At 48.0% G+C, this 19,375-nt stretch carries 14 protein-coding genes; 4 read left to right on the top strand and 10 right to left on the bottom strand.

What is annotated here, in order from left to right; translation table 11 throughout:
- Positions 1 to 114 precede the first annotated feature (114 nt).
- Positions 115 to 1,659 (top strand): FAD-dependent oxidoreductase, encoded by a 1,545-nt coding sequence (locus tag GC102_RS22870; RefSeq protein ID WP_171691543.1) that lies wholly within the window; start codon positions 115 to 117, stop codon positions 1,657 to 1,659.
- A gap of 104 nt (positions 1,660 to 1,763) precedes the next feature.
- Here GC102_RS22870 and GC102_RS22865 read toward each other — a convergent pair whose 3' ends face one another.
- A complete protein-coding gene (locus GC102_RS22865; protein ID WP_216628134.1) occupies positions 1,764 to 2,660 on the bottom strand; it encodes an AraC family transcriptional regulator in 897 nt (298 codons plus the stop codon).
- A 112-nt stretch (positions 2,661 to 2,772) separates the two neighbouring features.
- Here GC102_RS22865 and GC102_RS22860 point away from each other — a divergent pair, with 112 nt between their 5' ends.
- Positions 2,773 to 3,900, top strand: a complete 1,128-nt coding sequence (locus tag GC102_RS22860; RefSeq protein WP_171691542.1) for a Gfo/Idh/MocA family protein — start codon at positions 2,773 to 2,775, stop codon at positions 3,898 to 3,900.
- A gap of 64 nt (positions 3,901 to 3,964) precedes the next feature.
- Here GC102_RS22860 and GC102_RS22855 read toward each other — a convergent pair whose 3' ends face one another.
- The 9 genes from GC102_RS22855 to GC102_RS22815 form a co-directional block, all read right to left on the bottom strand.
- Complete coding sequence (locus tag GC102_RS22855) at positions 3,965 to 4,768, bottom strand: polysaccharide deacetylase family protein (RefSeq protein WP_171691541.1); 804 nt, start codon at positions 4,766 to 4,768, stop codon at positions 3,965 to 3,967.
- A gap of 233 nt (positions 4,769 to 5,001) precedes the next feature.
- A complete protein-coding gene (locus tag GC102_RS22850) occupies positions 5,002 to 5,616 on the bottom strand; it encodes a glycoside hydrolase family protein (RefSeq protein ID WP_246321072.1) in 615 nt (204 codons plus the stop codon).
- 77 nt (positions 5,617 to 5,693) lie between these two features.
- Entirely contained in the window at positions 5,694 to 10,166 is a 4,473-nt protein-coding gene (locus GC102_RS22845; RefSeq protein ID WP_246321075.1) for an OmpL47-type beta-barrel domain-containing protein, read from the bottom strand.
- Between the two features lie 170 nt (positions 10,167 to 10,336).
- Positions 10,337 to 11,431, bottom strand: a complete 1,095-nt coding sequence (locus GC102_RS22840; protein ID WP_171691539.1) for a TolB family protein — start codon at positions 11,429 to 11,431, stop codon at positions 10,337 to 10,339.
- 5 nt (positions 11,432 to 11,436) lie between these two features.
- The gene (locus GC102_RS22835) at positions 11,437 to 13,764 is read right to left on the bottom strand and encodes a helix-turn-helix domain-containing protein (RefSeq protein WP_171691538.1); all 2,328 of its coding nucleotides are present in this window, start codon (positions 13,762 to 13,764) and stop codon (positions 11,437 to 11,439) included.
- A gap of 39 nt (positions 13,765 to 13,803) precedes the next feature.
- The gene (locus GC102_RS22830) at positions 13,804 to 15,408 is read right to left on the bottom strand and encodes an extracellular solute-binding protein (protein WP_171691537.1); all 1,605 of its coding nucleotides are present in this window, start codon (positions 15,406 to 15,408) and stop codon (positions 13,804 to 13,806) included.
- 83 nt (positions 15,409 to 15,491) lie between these two features.
- Complete coding sequence (locus GC102_RS22825) at positions 15,492 to 16,418, bottom strand: carbohydrate ABC transporter permease (RefSeq protein WP_246321071.1); 927 nt, start codon at positions 16,416 to 16,418, stop codon at positions 15,492 to 15,494.
- Positions 16,412 to 17,377: an ABC transporter permease gene (locus tag GC102_RS22820; RefSeq protein WP_246321070.1), complete on the bottom strand. Its 966-nt coding sequence runs from the start codon at positions 17,375 to 17,377 to the stop codon at positions 16,412 to 16,414. Before GC102_RS22820 ends, GC102_RS22825 begins: the two co-directional genes overlap by 7 nt.
- Before the next feature lie 199 nt (positions 17,378 to 17,576).
- Entirely contained in the window at positions 17,577 to 18,290 is a 714-nt protein-coding gene (locus GC102_RS22815) for a 2OG-Fe(II) oxygenase (RefSeq protein ID WP_171691536.1), read from the bottom strand.
- A 176-nt stretch (positions 18,291 to 18,466) separates the two neighbouring features.
- Here GC102_RS22815 and GC102_RS22810 point away from each other — a divergent pair, with 176 nt between their 5' ends.
- Together GC102_RS22810 and GC102_RS22805 are read left to right on the top strand one after the other, a co-directional pair.
- Positions 18,467 to 18,766, top strand: a complete 300-nt coding sequence (locus GC102_RS22810) for an Ada metal-binding domain-containing protein (protein WP_171691535.1) — start codon at positions 18,467 to 18,469, stop codon at positions 18,764 to 18,766.
- 119 nt (positions 18,767 to 18,885) lie between these two features.
- A complete protein-coding gene (locus tag GC102_RS22805) occupies positions 18,886 to 19,371 on the top strand; it encodes an SRPBCC family protein (protein WP_171691534.1) in 486 nt (161 codons plus the stop codon).
- The last annotated feature ends 4 nt before the right edge of the window (positions 19,372 to 19,375 follow it).

The following is a 19,375-nucleotide window of genomic DNA, read 5'->3' as shown; positions in this document are numbered from 1 at the left end:
TCCAACATCAATCATTCCAACTAAAAATGTAACAAAAATGAAACTATAAATTAAAGCTTTTTTATAACTATACTGAAACCAAGGCAATTCTACAACTACAAAGAGGTGATCGATATGTTGGATTTTAGCAAAATCAAGTACTACGAGCCTTTGGCATCATCGACCGATGCAGCCTACAAGACCGATCTATGTATCTACGGCGGAAGCTCAGCCGGAGTAGCAGCAGCCGTGCAAGCCAAACGCATGGGGTTAAAAGTCGTGCTCGCAGAATTCGGGCATAAGCTAGGAGGCTTGTCCTCTGGTGGACTTGGCCAAACCGATATCGGCAACAAAGCCGCGATCGGAGGCATCTCACGTGAATTTTACCAAGCAATGGGGCGCCACTACGGTAGTATCGAGGGAGACGGCACGCAGTGGAACTTCGAACCTCACGTAGCGGACCGTATTTTCCAGGAGTGGGCCCTACAAGATGGGATCACGGTGCTGTATGGCCAACGCTTGTCGACCGTTCAAAAGTCGCAAGGCAAGATCAAGAGCATCGTGATGGAGAGCGGCGTTCAGATTGAAGCCGACATGTTTATCGACGCCACTTACGAGGGGGACTTGTTGGCTGCGGCCGGAGTCTCCTATCATGTAGGCCGTGAAGCGAATTCAGTGTACAAAGAAACGTTGAACGGCGTTCATTTCGGCCATCCGAATCATAATTTCAAAGCATGGGTCGACCCCTTTGTTATTCCGGGCAAGCCAGACAGCGGCTTGCTGCACGGCGTATCCGACGCGGCTCCGGGCTATCAGGGCCAAGGGGATCACTGTATTCAAGCCTACAACTTCCGCATCTGTCTGACGAATGATCCTGGCAATCGTGTGCCGTTTCCGGAACCTCCAAACTACGATCCCGAAATGTTTACCCTGCTGGCTCGTTATATCGAAGCAGGTGTATGGGACTCCCTCTGGCTTCACTCCTCGATGCCGAAGAGCAAGACAGATCTGAACAACTTCGGCGGGGTGTCGACCGACTATATCGGTATGAACTATGAATGGGCTGAAGGCAGTTATTCCAGACGTGAGCAAATATTCCAAGACCATTTGACTTATAATCTGGGCATGCTGTATTTCCTTTGCAACGACAACCGCGTGCCCGAGGCCGTCCGCGAAGAGGCACGACAATGGGGGTTGCCGGCTGATGAATATACGGATTTCGGAGGCTGGTCTCCACAACTTTACATTCGCGAAGCACGAAGAATGATTTCGGACCTGGTGATGACCGAGGACGACTGCCGTGGCTACCGCAAAGTGTCCGATTCCGTTGGGCTCGCCGCTTATCAGATGGACTCTCACAACTGCCGGCGCATCGTCATTGATGGCCGTTGCATCAATGAAGGCAACGTTGAGGTTCGGCCTTCCGGCCCCTACCCCATTTCGTACCGATCCATCATTCCCAAGGGTGAAGAGTGTCTCAACTTGCTGGTGCCTATCTGCCTCTCCTCCTCCCATATCGCCTACGGCTCCATCCGGATGGAGCCGGTGTTCATGACCCTAGGACAATCGGCTGCTACCGCAGCGGCATTAGCCATCAAGCACGGCACATCGGTTCAGGATGTCGATTACGCCGAATTGCGCAATCGCTTGTTAGAGGACCGACAAGTATTGGAAAGCTAGTTGCGGCTTGAACGAAAAGAAAAGAAGGCTATTCCAGAAGCAGTATGATCTGCTTTTTGGGATAGCCTTTTTATTTATCAATTTTTGGAACTGCGCCCCAAATATTACTCCACCGTCTCAATTCGACTTCTTGCCTTCACAGACTTCGCGTATTCCGAAGGGCTCATCCCACATACCCGTTTAAAAGCTTTGGAGAAATAATGAACGCTGCTGAAACCAAGTCGCCGGGATATTTCTGTAAAATTGTGCACATCTTCCCGAATGGAAACCTTCGCCTTTTCGATCTTCATCAGCATGAAATATTCCTTGATGCTTTTACCTGTGTGTTTAGCGAACAAGTCCTTAAGCTTCGTTTTGGCTACATGGAAATGATGGCTAATCTCTGTTAAGGATATTTGGAATTCGAGCCTCTCCTCCAGAAAACGGATAATAGCCGTCACCAGCTGTAATTCATCCTTCTCCTTGGGCAAGAACGATAACGTCTGATCATTCTCTTGATGCGTCTTCTTACGCAGCAGAATAATGAGGAACATCTCCAGATAGTTCTTCAACAACTGCTCGCTTCCGATCAGTGAATTCTCTTTGCGGATTAACGGATATTTAAAAGGAAAGACGAAGGTGTTGGCTCCCTCTTCAATAATCTGAGCAAGCAGGTTTCTCTCCTCATCTTGAAGCTGGAACACCCTGTTCTCAAATTGCCCCATCGCTTTCGAGTAGCAGTCAAACGTAATGACGATCACATTCGGAGCTCTTCCATGCGTGGCCGTAAAGCTATGAAATTCATTAGGTTTATGAAAAATCAGGGAGCCTTGCTTGAGGATATGCCTAGTAGTATCGGCCAGCACTTCGACTTCCCCTTTATCAACATATACCATTTCCCAAAAGTCGTGACTTTCCCCCGAGAAAACATAATCTTTGCCAAACTCAAAATAATACATCGTAATGATACTACGGATCTCTATCGTTAGATTCAAATAAACACGTTCCAGCTCTATTGTCATGTCGTCCTCTCTCTCTAAAAAAACAAAAAATGCGGCTTAGATGACAAATCCATCTACAGTTCTCCTCTTTATAATAGGAAATAGTTTAACAACTGCCAAGGAGGAAAATAAAATGAAGTTAGGTGTTATTGGTTATGGAAATCGCATTCAAGGTGTTATCCAGCAAATGATGAAAGAGGACGCTTCTTGCCAAATAGCAGCGATCGCGGATATTAGAAATCAAGAAATTCAGCGGCAACAGCTGCCTCAATTGGTGGACACCCTTTTTAGGGATACACCCGAGGAGATGATGGCTTCAACGCAATTGGATGGCATCCTCATCGGCACGCGGTGCCTGCTCCACACCGAAATGGCCTTGAAGGTACTGCCGACTGGTATTCCTTTATTTCTTGAGAAACCGGTGGCCACAACGATGACAGATCTACTCCGTTTAAAAGCAAGTGCACAAACTCAAACGCCTGTTGTCGTGTCTTTTCCGCTGCGGGTGACTTCCATTGTTCAGTTGGTCAAGGAAATTGTGGATTCAGGCAAAATCGGCACGGTTGAGCATGTGCAAGCCATCAATAATGTCCCTTACGGCGGCGTCTATTTCCATAACTGGTACCGTGATGAATCATTAACGGGTGGATTGTTTTTGCAAAAAGCGACACACGATTTTGATTACATCAACCATGTGCTGCAGATGCAGCCTGTAAGCGTGTGTGCAATGACATCCAAACAAATTTTCAAAGGAGACAAACCCGCTGGTCTGAAATGTGTGGATTGCAACGAGAACAAAACGTGCGAAGAAAGCACCGCTTTCGCTGCTCCTGACATCCGAGATCACTGGGCATACTGCAGCTTCGCCAAGGATACCGGCAATGAGGATTCCGGAAGTGCTCTCTTTTATTATGAAAACGGTATGCACGTTTCGTATTCACAGAACTTTTTTGCACGTAAACAAGCAGCCTCGCGCGGTGCCCGCTTCCTCGGCTATAAAGGGACGGTGGAATTCGATTTTAATACAGGCATCGTCAAGGTATTCATGCATCATACGCCGAGAGTCGAGACGTATCAGATTAGTGCGGAGGAGGATCATTTTGGCGGTGATCGCATGCTCGCCAGCAATTTCATCGAACTCATGCAAGGGCGCGGCACATCCGTCAGCACACTTGATGATGGGTTAATCAGTGCACTCCAATGTCTCAAAGCGAGGGAATCTGCGGAAACCAGAACGTTTCAAACGATCGGTTGGGAGTAAGACATAAAAAAAACAAAGCAGCTGCGTGGTAAACTTCACAGCTGCTTTGTTATTAATCCGGAGCTTAACTCGTGAATGCGATTTGGCTGCCGCCTTTTACTTCAACAATATGATTGTCAACTTGAAGCCATACGGATAGTGCGGAGGGATTATACACGAATTGACATGAAGCTGAGAATTTAAGATTTTGAAATGCTTTTAGATAATCCACGATCTCCACATTGGTCGCATACCAGATATCCAACCTGTTCCCGATAAACTCGCAGAAGCTTTCTATCAATGGCCAATTATGATCATGATCGAACTCATAGCTGTGCCCCCATACATACATCATGTACAGATATTGCTTTTTATTTAAGTTTACAAAAGTTTCCGCCACATTCATTAAGTCCGTATTATGATGGCAAGTAGGCTTCCATTCGAACAAATCGTCAGGCATCGCAAATTGCCCCGTACTCTGCGTAGTTCTTGCATACTCCACTCCCAGATAAGGCAGCATCTCTTTTATTTCCTTGTTGTAAGAACCATTAGGATATGACATGCCTCTTACTGGATAGCCAACCAAACGCTCCAATCTCTTCCTGTCTTCGAAGATTTCTTCTATGATTTGCTCCCTCGGGCACCTTGCAATCGTAGGATGCGTCAACGTATGTGCGGACACCTCATGTCCACGATACAGCGCAGCAACCTCCTCTTCCGCTATACGGCCATCTGTGCCAAGCATCCCCGAGTTCAGATGAAACGTTCCTTTCATGCCATACTTATTGAAAATTTCCACTAACTTGATGTCGGCGGTTTGACCATCATCATAACTCATTGTCAGAACTTTATGCTTTCCCTGAGGAAAAGCCATCATGATTTTAGGCATATCTGCAGCCCTTTCCCTTCATTAATTAATCTCTCCAATAGTTATTGATTTACTGGTCGCAACTGCAATACAACGAAACTCATATTGCCCTTCAAATATTTCCAACTTTGTAAGGTCATCTTGTTTATAATACCTGCAAGCGTAATAAAAATGATATAGAATTCCATTCCAATAGATGACATTAGACTTATGGGCATGGATTTCGTCAAGTTCCCCTTGTTCCCCGTACGGAATTAAAGGATGTCCCCACAGCTCCAAACCGTTAAATCGTCGGATACCGCCAGGTGTACGGGGTTCATCTCGTAACGTTCCCAATGGATCAAATCGCTCGAGAAGGCAAGTCCCGTCTCCGCTCCATCTTTAGGTGTAAAGACAGGCTGATCCAGCCTATGCCATTCCAGTAAGTTCTCATCCTCTGTCCATGCCAATCCCATCACGGCTCCGCCTGCTTCATAGCCCTTATCCGGATAGGAGTGATAGATCATCCAATAGCGATTATCTAACTTTTTGAGTCGTGGCAGGTCGTACAAGTCATTTGATTTCAGCAGCATCCAAGATCCCGCAGCACCCACATGATCCCATCCTTCATCCGTTTTCAATCGCGGGAGGATAATCGCCTTATGCTCCCATTCCATTAAATTGGAGCTTGTTGCTAGTGCTGTCTGATAGCCAATTCCGTCATATCCGACGTACATCATATAGAAACAATCCAGATGGGCAAAAACAAAGGGACAGTCGACGGCCTGCGAATCAAAATTGCCTTCCACTCCCGATCCTTGCAGCACCGGACGGCCGAGTTTATAGGGTGTATGAAGCTGTGAAAACTGCTCAGTTTCGACTTTCGACATCATGAACCACCTGACTTTCTTATTTTGTAAAAACACCTGCTCCCATTGTGGGAGCAAGTGTTCAGGACATCTTGTTATCACTTCAAATCATTGATAAGCTTCAGCAAGTAATTTGCCGCTTCTTCGGAAATTTTCTTGCCTTTCTGTGCATGCACTTCGTTGATGAAGGCGTCAAACTGTTCATGCCGGAGCTTAGTTTCAAGCGAGTTAACAATACCTTGGCTGCCATTGCCGGTAACCCAAGTTTCGATAAGCCGGATCAGGCTATCCGCTGTCACCTTGACGGTAACAGTGGTTGCCGCTGTTCCAGAATTGCCGGCAGCATCGGCAGCATTTGCCGAAACGACATTGTCTCCCACGTTCAACAGATAGGCTGGGCTGCTCAATAAAGGAGCCGAGCATGAGCTGTAGACAACGCCGGATACGGTATCCGTAGCCGTGCAGGTAACCATTACCATTTGATCGACGGTATACGTCCCCCCTCCGCTGATTTGAACGACCGGCGGGGTCTGATCGATTGCGAAGGATACCGTTTGCGACTGTTCCTTATTTCCCATCTGATCGGTCGATCGGAACGAAAGCGTGTGAACGCCATCTTCGTTGAAGACAAGCGCATTCTGATAGGTCAGCCAAGTGGTTCCTCCATCCAGACTGTATACAGTTTCCGTAACACTGGACTTGTCATCCGTAGCGATCAGATTTACATTGACATCGGTGACGTACCAACCGTTCTGCTTCGTCCCTTCCAATTCGACGACGGTAACCGGAGGTGTATCATCCGTTATGATCCACTGCACGGCTCTGAATTTTTTGGGATCTTTGGTTTCCCCAATGCCTGAGCCCCACTCGATATATCCTTTGCGACCGGTACCGTCGTTATCATTGACAAGCAGCGAGAAGCTGAAAGCGCCATTTGTTTCTGGTTTGATCGGCGCAAGCTCGGACCATGGAAGCGCGAGCTCATACACCGTAAGCTTCTGATCTTCATTTCTTGATACCTGCAAGGAACCATTCGTTACAAGCTCCCTAACGCTGGTATTCGGTGATAACCAACGATAGATTTGCGACCCCAAAGGCGTCTGGGAAAGGCCGAACTCATAGGAAGCTAGATTTTCACCAGGAATACCCGCCATGGCAGCAAATTGGAGACTGTCATTTTTCCAAATTTCAGCACCGCTTACAGTCGTGTAATGAACATTGTCTTTGATCGTCGCAGTCAGATTGAAATGATTCTGATCCCAGTTCACCCATACGCTGCCGTCCAAATCCGAAGCACCCGTATAATTTTGCATTTTTACCGTCCCTTGCGACAAAAGCGCAACTGGTGGCGATGCGACGATCGCAGGGTCTGCCACACCATCAATCTGTACCGTTCCAGGAAGGATCGGATTGAAATCCAGCTTCCCTCCATAAACGAAAGATTGTTTTCCGTCAATTTGGACGGTCACTTGCGCTTGATTGCTGACACCGTAATTAAAGCCGCTCAGCGGAATATCAAACGTCTTAGTCGTGTCCGGAGGAATCACAGAGGTCAAATCTTGTGTGCCTGACTGGGTACCGAACTGCCAATCCGCTTTCCTGACGGTTAGACCCAGCTGCTTGGAATAGTTCTGGATTTGTATGTGCAATGCTTCTGCTTTCGTAGCCACGTCGGTAATAACTGGAATGATGCGTGCACGATAAGATGGAAGCGTCTGAACCTCATGCTTAAGTCTTCCAATCAAGTTTCCGTTAACAGTCAAATCTCCTGTGACATAACGAATGCCTTCCTGGTCCAATCCTGGTAGGGCGAACGGCTGAGACGTATTCTGACCGGTTCCCGCGTTCAAAGAATATGTCGATCCTTCCACCGTGAAGGAAGCAGCGAGAGCCGATGCAGATGAATTCTTTGCTTTCACCGATAGCTCAACAGGCTCGCCAGTTACAGCCTCGTCACCAGTCACGGCGAACGTCGAATCAACCGTGATTCCGTTAATTTCGCTTTGGATGTAAATGGGCTCCGCAGTTAGTGTCATATACACCTTGCCATTAAGCGGCGTAAAGGTTTCCGTATTCCCCATGATATCCTTGATTTGAATAGGCGAATTAGTTTGAATCGCTGCCTGCACGGGGGTATTTGCCCAAACGGTTCTTAGCTTCTGGCCGTTTTTATCAAATCTGTAGCTGGTAATGCCCGTGCCGACGGCTTCCTGTTCAACGAATGTTGCGCCAAGCAATTCTCGTGTCATCGCCCCATAAGCCGCGTAAGCGGGTTTCGGCGTGAACTGGCCTTTGGGATCTTCCTGATGCCGGATGAGCCCGAAATTATCTTCGCCATAGTCGGCTTGCATGCCATCATTCATCAAATCATACCAGAATATTTTCTCGACACCGGCGCTCAGCGCTTGCACATAAGCACGCACCAAATAATCCGCTTGCGTTTTTTCGACTACGCCCGTGGCGCCAATATTGGTCTTCCAGCCGACTTCCGTAATCCAAAGCGGTTTGTCCTGACCTTGGTTATAAGTTCGGATCAAGCTTTTCGCAGCGAGGATATCTTGCAGCATGCCATCCGACGTTCGATTGTACGGATGGATGGAAACCGCGTCCATGTATTGAAGCCCGCCAAGCTTAAACACTTCCTCCATCCATTTTATATCTACATTCGATGCCATTCCGACAACCGAGACATCCGGTCTGGCGGCTTTCACCGTCTCATAAGTCTTCTTCAGCAGCTTAAAATAATAGTCCGGACGTGAGTCAGCGGGGCCGTTCCCTCGATCACCGAACCCTCCGTTAAACTCGTTGTAGACTTCCACCCATTCCATCTGGTTGCCGTATAAGTCCAGCAAAGCCTTGCCATAATTGGCAAAACCCTGACGGCCTTCGTCCGAATAGGGCGTACTGTCCTGATCGTAAAACGGATTGGTAAAGTCGAAGGTAATGAATGGCTTTAATCCGTCCTGCTGCGTTTTCCGCATAAAGGCATCGCGGCCTGGCGGCTTCTGGTATTTCCCTTTTTCGTATTCGACATCTACCCAAGTGATTTCGTCACGAAAATTTTTGGATCCGGCGCGTTTCAATAATGCACTCAACTCAGGCGTCCATCCAGTATTTGTTCTTGCTAGGTGAGTGGATACCCCGAATGGAGAGTTGTTCACCAAAGTGGGGTCATCCGAGGCTAAGCGGGCAAACGAAATTTCTGCACGCTTAATCGTTTGACCATCTTTCTCAGCAGCAAGCGAAAGCTTATAATAACCAAGCTGCTGAATAGGAATCGTCAAATCCAATTGCCCATCCTGCACCCCCTCACTGCCTGCCAATACTTGATGATCCAAGTGGTCATATACACTCCAACTTACAGTATCTCCCCTTGTTGCAAGAGGAAAGATTGCAGACTCGTTCGCCAGGAAGACATTTCCCATTCGGGACTGCTCGATGGATAAATCCGGGAAGGCGGATGTGGTCACGATATTGTCCAAGCGAATGTCTCCGCTCGTTTTGCCCGCGATCAAGCCGGTCTTTTCTAGAATAAATCCGATTCTCTGGGCGGGACCATGCCATACCCCATCGTTGGCCCCGTTATAATGTAGATAGCTCGTGCCGCTGTTGAATTTAAATATTTCTATTTTTTGCCAATTTCCAGTTGGCGTCACGGTGATTTTCTGCTGATGCACCTGCCCGGTCGAATCCGTCAACAGAACCAGGATGGCAGCAGCATCCGTTGTTTTCACCCAAAATCCAAGCTTCTTTATCTCCCGAGGAGAAAAATTTCTTCCTATCGAAACACTTTTGCCGGTACCGCTAAAATCCCCGCTCAACTTACCCGAAAAGCTTCCCTCCTTAAACACGGACGAATCCCGGACATATTCGCCTTTGGCTCCGGTTCCCAAGGTTAGTTTCCAAATGTCAAAGGCGTTCTCGAAATTGCCGATCGCGGAATCCCATTGAGGCTCTTGCTGTGGAACCGTCGCAGATACATCATCGATCCACACGTCCCCGCTTGTTTTCCCACCGCTTAAACCAGATTTCTCTAACAAAAGTCCGATTCCCTGGGCAGTTCCATGCCACACCCCATCGTTGGCCCCGCCGAAATGAAGATAGCTTGTGCCCCCGTTAAATTTGGCGATCTCGATCTTCTGCCAATTCGCATTTGACGCCACTGCGAGCTTCTGCTGATGCACCTGTCCGGTCGAATCTGTCACCCGAAGTACGATCGCAGCGGCGTCAACTGTTTTGACCCAAAATTCAAGTTTCTGTATATCCATAGGAATAAAATTTTTACTCACCGAGACATATTTGCCGCCGGTGCTAAAATCCCCGCGCAGCTTACCCGAATAGGTCCCCGACCTAAATACGGACGTATCCCGTACATATTCGCCTTTCGCTCCGGGAAACTCGGTTCCCAAGTAAAAATTCCAAAGTTCTTCATCGCTTTCAAATTCGCCAATCGTTGCATTTTGTAACGTGTCTGCCGCATAAACGGTCGTGTTGTCTAATGATCGTAGTCCAAACAAAGGTGAGGTAAACAATAACGAAATCAGCATAAGGCTTAACATCCATTTTTTCATCACCAAGTAAACTCACTCCCTCTCATTTTTTGAAAGCGTTTTCATTAATAAGCCAACACGGGCAGCCAAACTATGCTTACTCATCTCCATCCCCACGCCTACATGATTCTTGATCATACAGGCTTATCCTTGCGTTATAACGCAATCGCCACTCGCGAATCCTCACCTAGCTACAACCGATCGCTAATGTCCATAATCCCGACATGGAGCCGATCATGCTCATCCGAAAATGTGAAGATGACTTTACGGCTGTCCGGACTAAACGATGGATGCGGATGCCCAGGATGCATCCCACGGCATGGCAGCTCGCACAGCAGCTCGGACTGTTTCGTAGCTGTGTTGATGAGCACGATTTTGGAAATGCCCGGCTCCTGCGTATCCGCCGCTGCATACTTGCCGTCAGGACTGATGCCGACATGCCAGTACCTGTAATCGCCGTTAATGAACTCGTGACCTTCGCCCCGGCGATCCACGAAATAGACGCCTGTCGGTTTATCCGGACTATGCGGATATTTCACGAAATATAGCCCGCTGCCGTCGAACGCCCATATTTCGTGCCCAACATATTCGACTGGCTGTCCGCTCTCTGACCTCTTCTGCGCAAACAGGTTGCGCATGTCCCCGGTTCGCGCATTGACTGTCCAGAGCCGATCCGGAATTTGCTCTGTCGCGCCTTCGTGCGAAAAGAACAATTGATTCGGATCGACCGGATTAATCATGGCATGATTCGCCACCGGAAAAGGTTCCTCGAATTGGGGACGGGCAGCTTCTCGTACCTCTCCGCTTTCTGTATGAACAGTGCCGATCACCCAATCGGCTTCCTGAGATGCAGTATCCTCGGAGCGAACAAGCTGCTCTTTCCAGTAGACACCAAGTACCTTGCCATCATTCGTCACCGATAATGGCCCAAAGAACGTACAGCGCTCTTCCAACATGCAAATCGTACGCCGTTCCCCGCTCCACGCATCAATTGCGTATAACTCATTCTTGCGAAGTAAATATAAAATATCATCGCATGAGACAACCCCACTCCCCCAAGTCAGGCCTTCCTCCAACACTTGCACATTCCCCGTTTCCGTATCGAAACGCACGATGTTACCTTTCCAAGTCTCCCGGTCCATATCTGTGTGTACGATCACATGTCGGCTGTCCGATAACCAAGACATCGCCGTATAATAGTGATGTCCCGTATCGCCTGCTTCGGACCCAATCGCCAGGATCGGCAGCCCCGTGATTGTATCTGTAAACGATGAATGTTTGAGCATCGTTCTTACCTCCCATTTTGCGACGCTTGCTCACGTTCCCGATATTCGCCTGGCGTAACCCCCGTGCTTTTCTTGAAAATTCGCACGAAGCTGTTGACGTTGGTGTAGCCCACCGCTCCGGAAACATCGCGGATCAGCATCTCGGTACAAGCGAGCAGTTCCTTCGCTTTCCTCATACGAATATCCATCAAATAATCAATGAAATTTCTTTCCGTGTGCTCCTTGAATATGCGGCTCACATGCGACACGCTCAGTTTGAACTCGCTTGCCAAATAATTTAATGATAAATCGCTGTGCATATAGTGAGCATCGATAAAAGCGGTGATCCGCTCAACAACGTCGTTTCGCTCTCGATTGCTGCGTCTCTCCTCAATTTGCCCTGCATATCGAGCAAGCTGCTCAATGACGTAATCCGACAACTCATGGATGCTTTCGTATTGGCTCAGCAGATCGAATAGCCGATGTGAAGGCGCCTCTTCGAGCAGTGCCGGATCGATCTCGCCTACAACTTTGGCTGCCTTCATCATGAAATGTACAACCAGTTGCCGAATCATATCAGGCGCAGCGCCGCTGCCAGCCATCTCGCCAAACCAGCGTTCCGTCTGCTTCGCCATCTTCTCGCTATCTGTCAGCCGCAGCGAGTCAACAATCCCATCCGTCATGCCAAGCAGCCGCATAAACTCTCCGCTTGCCGGCTCACGAATATCTTCGCTGGAAATGATCGCATTGCCCCCGAGAATCATCTTGTACGACAGCGCCGACATTGCGTCATGGTAAGATTGCTGGAGCATGCCCAAATCTTGCGTCAATCGGCCCAGCCCAATCGAAATCGTCTGTTTGAACTGTTCTTCCACGTAGCTCTTGATCAACTCAGCCACCGCCAGCGTCCGCAGTAAATTAGCTTCCCCGTCCGCTTCGTCAAAGCTGATTATAATAACTACCATGCCATCCCTTGCTTCAATGGCAACCCCTCGATACTCACTGTTGATCATCTCCTCCGCCACATTGCAGAGCGCATAACTATATAGTTGCAGATCCTGTGGAGTCGCAATCACCGATTTACGATCAAACTCGACAGTCATTACCATATACTGCTGCACATGCAGGGGATATCCGATCGCTTCAAGGCTGGGAAGCAGCTCCGATGGATTTTGGCGTGCGCCGATTAGAGCATCCATCACAAGCCGCCATTTAATAACCGGCTGAGTTTCCCGCATTTGTCTATGCATGCGATTGCTGTCGGCCAAGATGTACGACAAGGATACTTCAATTCCGCTGAACTCATCCTCTGCCGAATACTCATCTTGTTTTTCGAAGCGGCCATACGCCTGCAACTGCTTTGTCACATTCGTCAGAACCCGATTCACCGGCCGAAACATCCAGCTGTTGAGCACCACCGACATACCTCCGGCTAGAAGCAATAAGACAATAGAAATGCCAAACAATGTATTTCGTACCTGTACCAGCGGCTTGCTAAGCTCAGCATCGGATACAACACTAATAATTTCCCAACCCGTATAGGGGCTTTTCATATAGAAGACAGTTCGGTTAATCCCATTAATTTTCGTACGGAACATGCCTTCTTCCCGCTTGTTCATTTCTTGTGACCAGAGGAGTTCGCCTGCCTTCGCGCCGATCAAAGATTTATCAGCATGACTGAGGATCGTTCCCTCCGCATCTGTCAGAAACAAGTAGCCGAATGAAGGATCTATTGCATTTTTAATTAAATTGTAAATGGATCGCTCATCCACATTGAAAGCTACGGCACCTTTGCGGTATCCATCCCCGTGTGTAAGCGGATAGGAGCGAATCAGCGTCATCACATTTTGCCGTATGTTACCTGCCTCATCAAGGGAAAGCTTACGTGTACCGACCCACTGATAAAAGCCTTTATAGCGTTCGAACGCATTAATCCACTGATAATCAATGCCCGGCTCCGCCGTCTGAAATGGATTGGTCTGCGACCAACGCTTTTTGGCGTAGGAGTACAGATCAATTGAAAAGATGGTATCATTGCTCAGCAGCATATCCCCAATTCGCGTATTGATATTAATTGTGTCCTGCTGATCGGCAGCATCATCCTCCATGAACATCCTCATATCACGGCTGCGTAGAAATTGCATCGCTTCAGCGTCGACCGCTTTCAGCACCAGCAGCAGCTTGCTGTTTACCTCGTGGAGCAGCGACATGTTCGTTTGCTCGACTTCTGCCTCAAGATGATTGGTCGTGATGAAATAGGACAGGCCTGCTGTCGAAACAATACATAGGCTCAAAAAAAGCAAAATAATCGACATCGTACGCTTCGAACGGCTTCTCTTTGGTCGCCAAAACATGCCTTTGCCCCCTCGAGTTCTTAATAAATCCACATCAAGTTATTTGAAATTCGCTTTATTTTTATCGTACCATTCTTGAGCAATTTGATCGGCCTTGTCGCCGCCAGCACTCTTGTACTCCTTACGAATCATATCAAGCGCCTGCTCTGGCGTGATATCGCCTTTGACGATCGCTCGCGTACGGATCTCGGCCAGCTTAGGAGCGATGCTCGCAAGCACATTGCTAATTTCCGGCGAGTTCGGCGAAAACGGAATATCTCGACGGAAAGGTACGCTAAGCGCCGTCTTCATCGCTTCAGCGTTCAACTTCGCCCAACGCTGCGAAAGCGGATCCTGTGCGGCTTTGATCATCAAATTCTCCAACTTGAACGTTTTGGCATCGTTTCTTAAGATGGCATACTCACCAGCGTAAGCAACTTCTTTCTTGACTTTGTCAGCATCCAGCACCTGAGGAACGCCATTCACCAATTTGAAATGCGTGTTCTCCGTACCGTTCAACAGCGTGTACCAGCCTTTATCCAGCATCCAGTCGAGATATTGGATCGCTGCCTTCGGATTTTTCATATTTTTATTGAACGCGACATAAATACTGGCTGGCGTTTCCTGATAAGCTCCAAATTTGCCATACTTCGTCGAGAAGGCAGCTAATGGCACCGGATTTGCATCTGGAAAATTCTTCATCAAATCCTTCATATACGTGTCAATGCCATTGCCTACGCTGCCGATCAGGATGCCTGTTTTGCCTTGCGCCCAGTCAGCCATCATCTTTTGACTATTTTTATCCGTCAAATATTCCTTATCGATGTACCCGTTCTCGTATAGCTTACGTTCAAAAGTAAGCGCACCCACATTGCGGTCAACGAGGTTCGCATTCATCATTTTACCCCCATCGAGGTACCATTGCGTGCTATGTGTCGCATAGAGGCCAGCGATCACGTTAGGCCAAACAAACATGGAAACAACAGGTGCGTTCGTGTTCCCGGATAAACCCTTTTCCTTGAATGCTTTCGTCACTGCAAAAAATTCTTCCTCTGTCGTCGGCGCCTTCATGCCAACCTTGTCCAGCCAATCCTGCCGGATCCACATGCCGCCGTTGGCTAGGCCGTTCAATGGCCGTTTTGTTGTGATCCCATATATTTTTCCGTCGAATGTCATCAGCGGCTTTAATTCTGGATTTTCGTTTATATAATTCTTAATGACTGTACTGTATTGATTAATATAATCATCTATCGGTTGAACGACGCCCTGTGAGACGAGCGTACCGATATAATTGCGGTCATAATCCCAGATCAGATCCGGTGCTTCGCCAGAGGCAATCAGCGTATTCAGCTTATCCTGCGCCTGGTTGCGGGGAACCGGCACATACTTGACCTGAACGCCCGATTGTTCCTGAATCCACTTAGTCCAGCGATTCTGTTCGTAAGAGCCTTCTTCTGCGGCGACCGCGCCTCGGTCGTACATAGAAACGCTAACGGCCTTCGGCAGCTTATCGTACTTGTCTTCCGTCTTACTTACTGCTGACGGAGCTGAACTGCCGCTCGCTCCTTGCTCTGTTTTACTGCAGCCAGTTAAGGCCGCTCCCAGCGTCATTGCCAAAATCGTTGAACCTAACACCCATCGTTTTGTTCTCTTCATACTCTTCATACGATGACCTCCCACATGGATTGATTATATCACAAGGCGTTTAGCGCCATTATGAACGGAGCCAATAACTGACGTTAAATAAGCTAGCCTTTGACGGAGCCCATTAAAACGCCTTTCACGAAATATTTTTGCAAAAACGGATAAATAATCAGAATCGGCAGCGAAGCCAGCATAGCGGCTCCCGCACGCACACCTTCCGGCGGCAACGTGTTGTTCGCGTTCGCAGAATCCCCGACCAGCAGTGCGGGATCGAGGTTGTCGATCATCTGGTAGAGCTTAACCATCAGAGACATTTGGGTTGAACTTTTAATAAAAATGAGCACGTTATAATACGCGTTCCACCAACCCACCGCGTAGAAGAGCGTCAATGCTGCGATAACCGGAAGTGCCAGCGGAAGGACGATGCGCACAAGCACGACCCAGTCCTTCGCCCCATCGATGGATGCCGACTCCTCAAGCTCACTCGGCAAACCTTCGAAGAAGGTCTTGAGGACGAAGAAATTGTACGTGCTGAGAAGACCAGACAGCCAAAGCGACCAGTATGTATTCATCAATCCCAAACTTTTGATGAGTAGAAACTGAGGGATAAGCCCTCCAGTGAACAGCATGGTAAAAATAATCATACCTAGAACAGGACCCCGTCCGCGCAAGTCCAGTTTCGATAGTGGATACGCCGCCATGATCGTAACCAGCATGTTCAGCGAGGTACCGACAACGGTCATCACGATTGTGTTTTTCATCGCGATGAACAGCTGCCCGTCATCGATCAAATTGCGATAGGCATCCCATGTAAACTGCCGCGGCCATATCGAAACGCTGCCGGCACGTATGGCCTCGCCTGAGCTGAGTGAAACCGCCAATACATTCAAAAACGGGAACAGCGTCGAGAACGTGCATAACCCCAAGATGAAATAAAGTAGTAAACGGGGCACACGCTCCTTCCAAATGGCCATCCGCAGCCCCTCCTTTCGGTGATTGAATTTGCTGCCTTCTGCACCCTTCGCTACCATAAAGCACGCTCTCCCATTGCCCGGATAATGCGATTTACTGATAATACGAGGATCAAGCCGACGAGGGATTGAACCAATCCAATCGCCGTCGTGTAGCTGTATTGCAGATTGACGAGCCCGAGCCTATATATGTACGTGCTCATCACGTCAGAAACACTTGTTACCATAGGATTGGTAAGCACCCAGACGTGCTCGAAGCCTACGTCGAACATGCGGCCCATTTGCAGAACAAGCATGAGCGCTATCGTACTTCGAATGCCAGGAAGCGTCACATGCCAGATCTGCCGAAACTTGCCGCCGCCGTCTATACGGGCTGCTTCATACAGATGGGGGTCAATACTAGACATTGCCGCCAAATAAAGAATGGTACTGAAGCCTGCATCGCGCCATATGCCGGAAAACACATAGACGAGGGGCCACCAGAAGGTGTTTCCCATAAAATAGATCGGCTCAAGCCCGAATGCCTTCAGGACATAATTGACAAACCCACTGCCTGGGGAAAGTAGCCCAATGACGATCGTGCCGAGAATAATCCACGATAAAAAATGAGGCAAATACAGGAGGTTCTGCACAACTCGCTTATACCATTCCACCCGGACCTCGTTCAGCATGATGGCGAGGACGATCGGCACAGGAAAACCAATGCACAGTCCATATAGATTTAATAGGAGCGTGTTGCGAACAATCTTGAACAGATCGCTGCTGTGGAGCAATCGATTGAAATGCTCCAGTCCCACCCATTTACTCCCCCAAATGCCGTCGCCGAGCCGAAAATCCTTGAAAGCAATGATTTCTCCATATAGCGGGAAATACTTAAATACAAGGAAGTAAGCAATGACTGGAAGCAACAGCATATAGAGAAACGGTCTGCGCCTCAGATCCTTCCATAACGATCTTCGTGAAGCCATCTGTTTGGCGCTTCCGGGACTTCTGGTATCCACAGCTGGTTGTACAAGCATACTTCGTTCACCTACCTTTCTGTTGTCAGCCTTGTTGTCACTCGGCTTGATCCCAACTTAACAAGCATCCTCGTAATTGGAAATCTTCTCTTCTTGCTGCCTTCCCCATCCTTTGCTCCGAGGACTATACCTTTTTTGCGCGGATATTCTTTTCATGATAAAAACCCGGGTGCAGAGCACCCGGGTTGGAAGTAAGACTTTATTTCGCATCGTGAAATATAATACCCAAACTGTATCTTGTACCTGTGGTAACTGTGTTTACACCATGTCGAAGAGTCGTTTTATAATAGCCGCGCGTTCCCAAAACCGGACGATGATTGGTTGGAAAAATCAGACCCTCTCCTTCTTTCAGCGTGATGACATGGCCTCTACTTTGCGCCCTCGGACGCTGCTCCACCAACAGTAACTCCCCGCCTGTGAAATCTTCTTCTCTTTGATTAAGAGCGAATACGACCTGAAAGGGAAAGAATACTTTCCCATACAAATCCTGATGCAGACAATTGTATCCCCCAGCTTCATATTTCAGGATCAATGGGGTTGGACGGTTCTGCCCCTCTTGATGGCATTGATCGAGGAATTCCGTTAATGTTACCGGATAAGAAGCATTGTGGCCCAATTGTTCTAGCCATCGATTAGCTGTTATGGCAAGTTCCGGATACAATCCTTCGCGCAGCTGTTGAAGCAAAAATGGCAAGGGAGCGTTGTAATATTTGTACTCCCCGACCCCGAAGCGATATCTGGCCATGTCTATGGTCGTTCGAAAGTTACCTTCTTCCTCATAAGTGCTTATGATTTCCTTACATTCCGTATTACTTAACAAGCCTGGTAATTTGGCATAACCGTGCTCGTCCAGCGACTGCTGGATGAAATTCCAATCCAGATCAGCTAATCCTTGTGACAGATTCTCAGGCATGCTGTAAGCCTCCCTCTTTGCGCGTATCGTCGCATTCAAGTTCTAATACCTTCTGCGAACAGTATAACCCCGAAAATAAGCTTTTGTACGCATTCTCGAATGTAACAGCAAGATAACGAAATGATTTAATGTCGTTTTATGTTACAACTACAAAAGGGTGGTGAGTTGTCATTTACATGGGTGCAAACAGCATTGAGAAAAACGAGAATCAATCTTCCTACACATTATTAGGGGCTGATCGACGTCCTTATCAAAGCGGAGCTCCGGGTACTTTGGGAGGTTATCGACGCCAAAAAATATATGGCCGCCTAGATTGTCCCTCTGCACTTCGGGCCATAGCTCAAGGCGGATATGTTAACTATCGCGTATTTTTCGAGAATGAAGAAATCGCTATAGCCGCTGGGTACAGACCTTGTGCAGTTTGTTTACCGGAACAATATGCAAGTTGGAAAGCGGAACAATCGAAGGAGAGTTAATGAATCTAGCTGCTTTCCTGCCTATAACTGAAATAATTTATAAATATTCCTTTACAGGAATATTCCTATTGTGGTATATTCAAATCACTAAGAACAAATACAATTTGGAGGATGATAATATGAATAACGCTAAAGAAACGAGCAACACACTCACATCCATTGCAGGTCAAGAGCTCCGTGTCACCCGTGTCTTTCATGCGCCGCGAGAACTGGTTTTCAAGGCTTGGACAGATCCGGAGCATTTGCCGAAATGGTGGGGACCCAAGGGCTTTACGAATACGGTTCAAGAAATCGATGTTAGACCAGGCGGGGTATGGCGTTACATTATGCACGGTCCGGACGGCGTCGATTATGATAATAAAATCACCTACCACAAGATCGTAAGCCCAGAGCAACTTGAATACTCCCATGGCGACGGCGATGAGGACGAACAATTTCATGTGACGGTCACGTTTGCCGAGCAAGCTAATTCGACGACAGAGCTCACCATGACGAGTCGATTCAAATCAGCTGCTTACCTTGAAAAAGTGGTCAAGGAATACGGGGCTATCGAAGGCGCTAAATCGACACTTGATCGTCTCGAGGAACAACTGGCCACTATGTAAGGAG

The sequence above is a fragment of the Paenibacillus germinis genome (assembly GCF_013141785.1).
Taxonomy (GTDB): domain Bacteria; phylum Bacillota; class Bacilli; order Paenibacillales; family NBRC-103111; genus Paenibacillus_E; species Paenibacillus_E phytorum.
This window is presented reverse-complemented; position numbering and strand designations above follow the sequence as displayed.

What these genes read in the sequence shown, in the direction of transcription:
- GC102_RS22870 (WP_171691543.1), top strand. Translation starts at nt 115, where the DNA reads ATGTTGGATTTTAGCAAAATCAAGTACTACGAGCCTTTGGCATCATCG.
- GC102_RS22865 (WP_216628134.1), bottom strand. Translation starts at nt 2,660, where the DNA reads ATGACAATAGAGCTGGAACGTGTTTATTTGAATCTAACGATAGAGATC.
- GC102_RS22860 (WP_171691542.1), top strand. Translation starts at nt 2,773, where the DNA reads ATGAAGTTAGGTGTTATTGGTTATGGAAATCGCATTCAAGGTGTTATC.
- GC102_RS22855 (WP_171691541.1), bottom strand. Translation starts at nt 4,768, where the DNA reads ATGCCTAAAATCATGATGGCTTTTCCTCAGGGAAAGCATAAAGTTCTG.
- GC102_RS22850 (WP_246321072.1), bottom strand. Translation starts at nt 5,616, where the DNA reads ATGTCGAAAGTCGAAACTGAGCAGTTTTCACAGCTTCATACACCCTAT.
- GC102_RS22845 (WP_246321075.1), bottom strand. Translation starts at nt 10,166, where the DNA reads ATGAAAAAATGGATGTTAAGCCTTATGCTGATTTCGTTATTGTTTACC.
- GC102_RS22840 (WP_171691539.1), bottom strand. Translation starts at nt 11,431, where the DNA reads ATGCTCAAACATTCATCGTTTACAGATACAATCACGGGGCTGCCGATC.
- GC102_RS22835 (WP_171691538.1), bottom strand. Translation starts at nt 13,764, where the DNA reads ATGTTTTGGCGACCAAAGAGAAGCCGTTCGAAGCGTACGATGTCGATT.
- GC102_RS22830 (WP_171691537.1), bottom strand. Translation starts at nt 15,408, where the DNA reads ATGAAGAGTATGAAGAGAACAAAACGATGGGTGTTAGGTTCAACGATT.
- GC102_RS22825 (WP_246321071.1), bottom strand. Translation starts at nt 16,418, where the DNA reads ATGGTAGCGAAGGGTGCAGAAGGCAGCAAATTCAATCACCGAAAGGAG.
- GC102_RS22820 (WP_246321070.1), bottom strand. Translation starts at nt 17,377, where the DNA reads ATGCTTGTACAACCAGCTGTGGATACCAGAAGTCCCGGAAGCGCCAAA.
- GC102_RS22815 (WP_171691536.1), bottom strand. Translation starts at nt 18,290, where the DNA reads ATGCCTGAGAATCTGTCACAAGGATTAGCTGATCTGGATTGGAATTTC.
- GC102_RS22810 (WP_171691535.1), top strand. Translation starts at nt 18,467, where the DNA reads ATGGGTGCAAACAGCATTGAGAAAAACGAGAATCAATCTTCCTACACA.
- GC102_RS22805 (WP_171691534.1), top strand. Translation starts at nt 18,886, where the DNA reads ATGAATAACGCTAAAGAAACGAGCAACACACTCACATCCATTGCAGGT.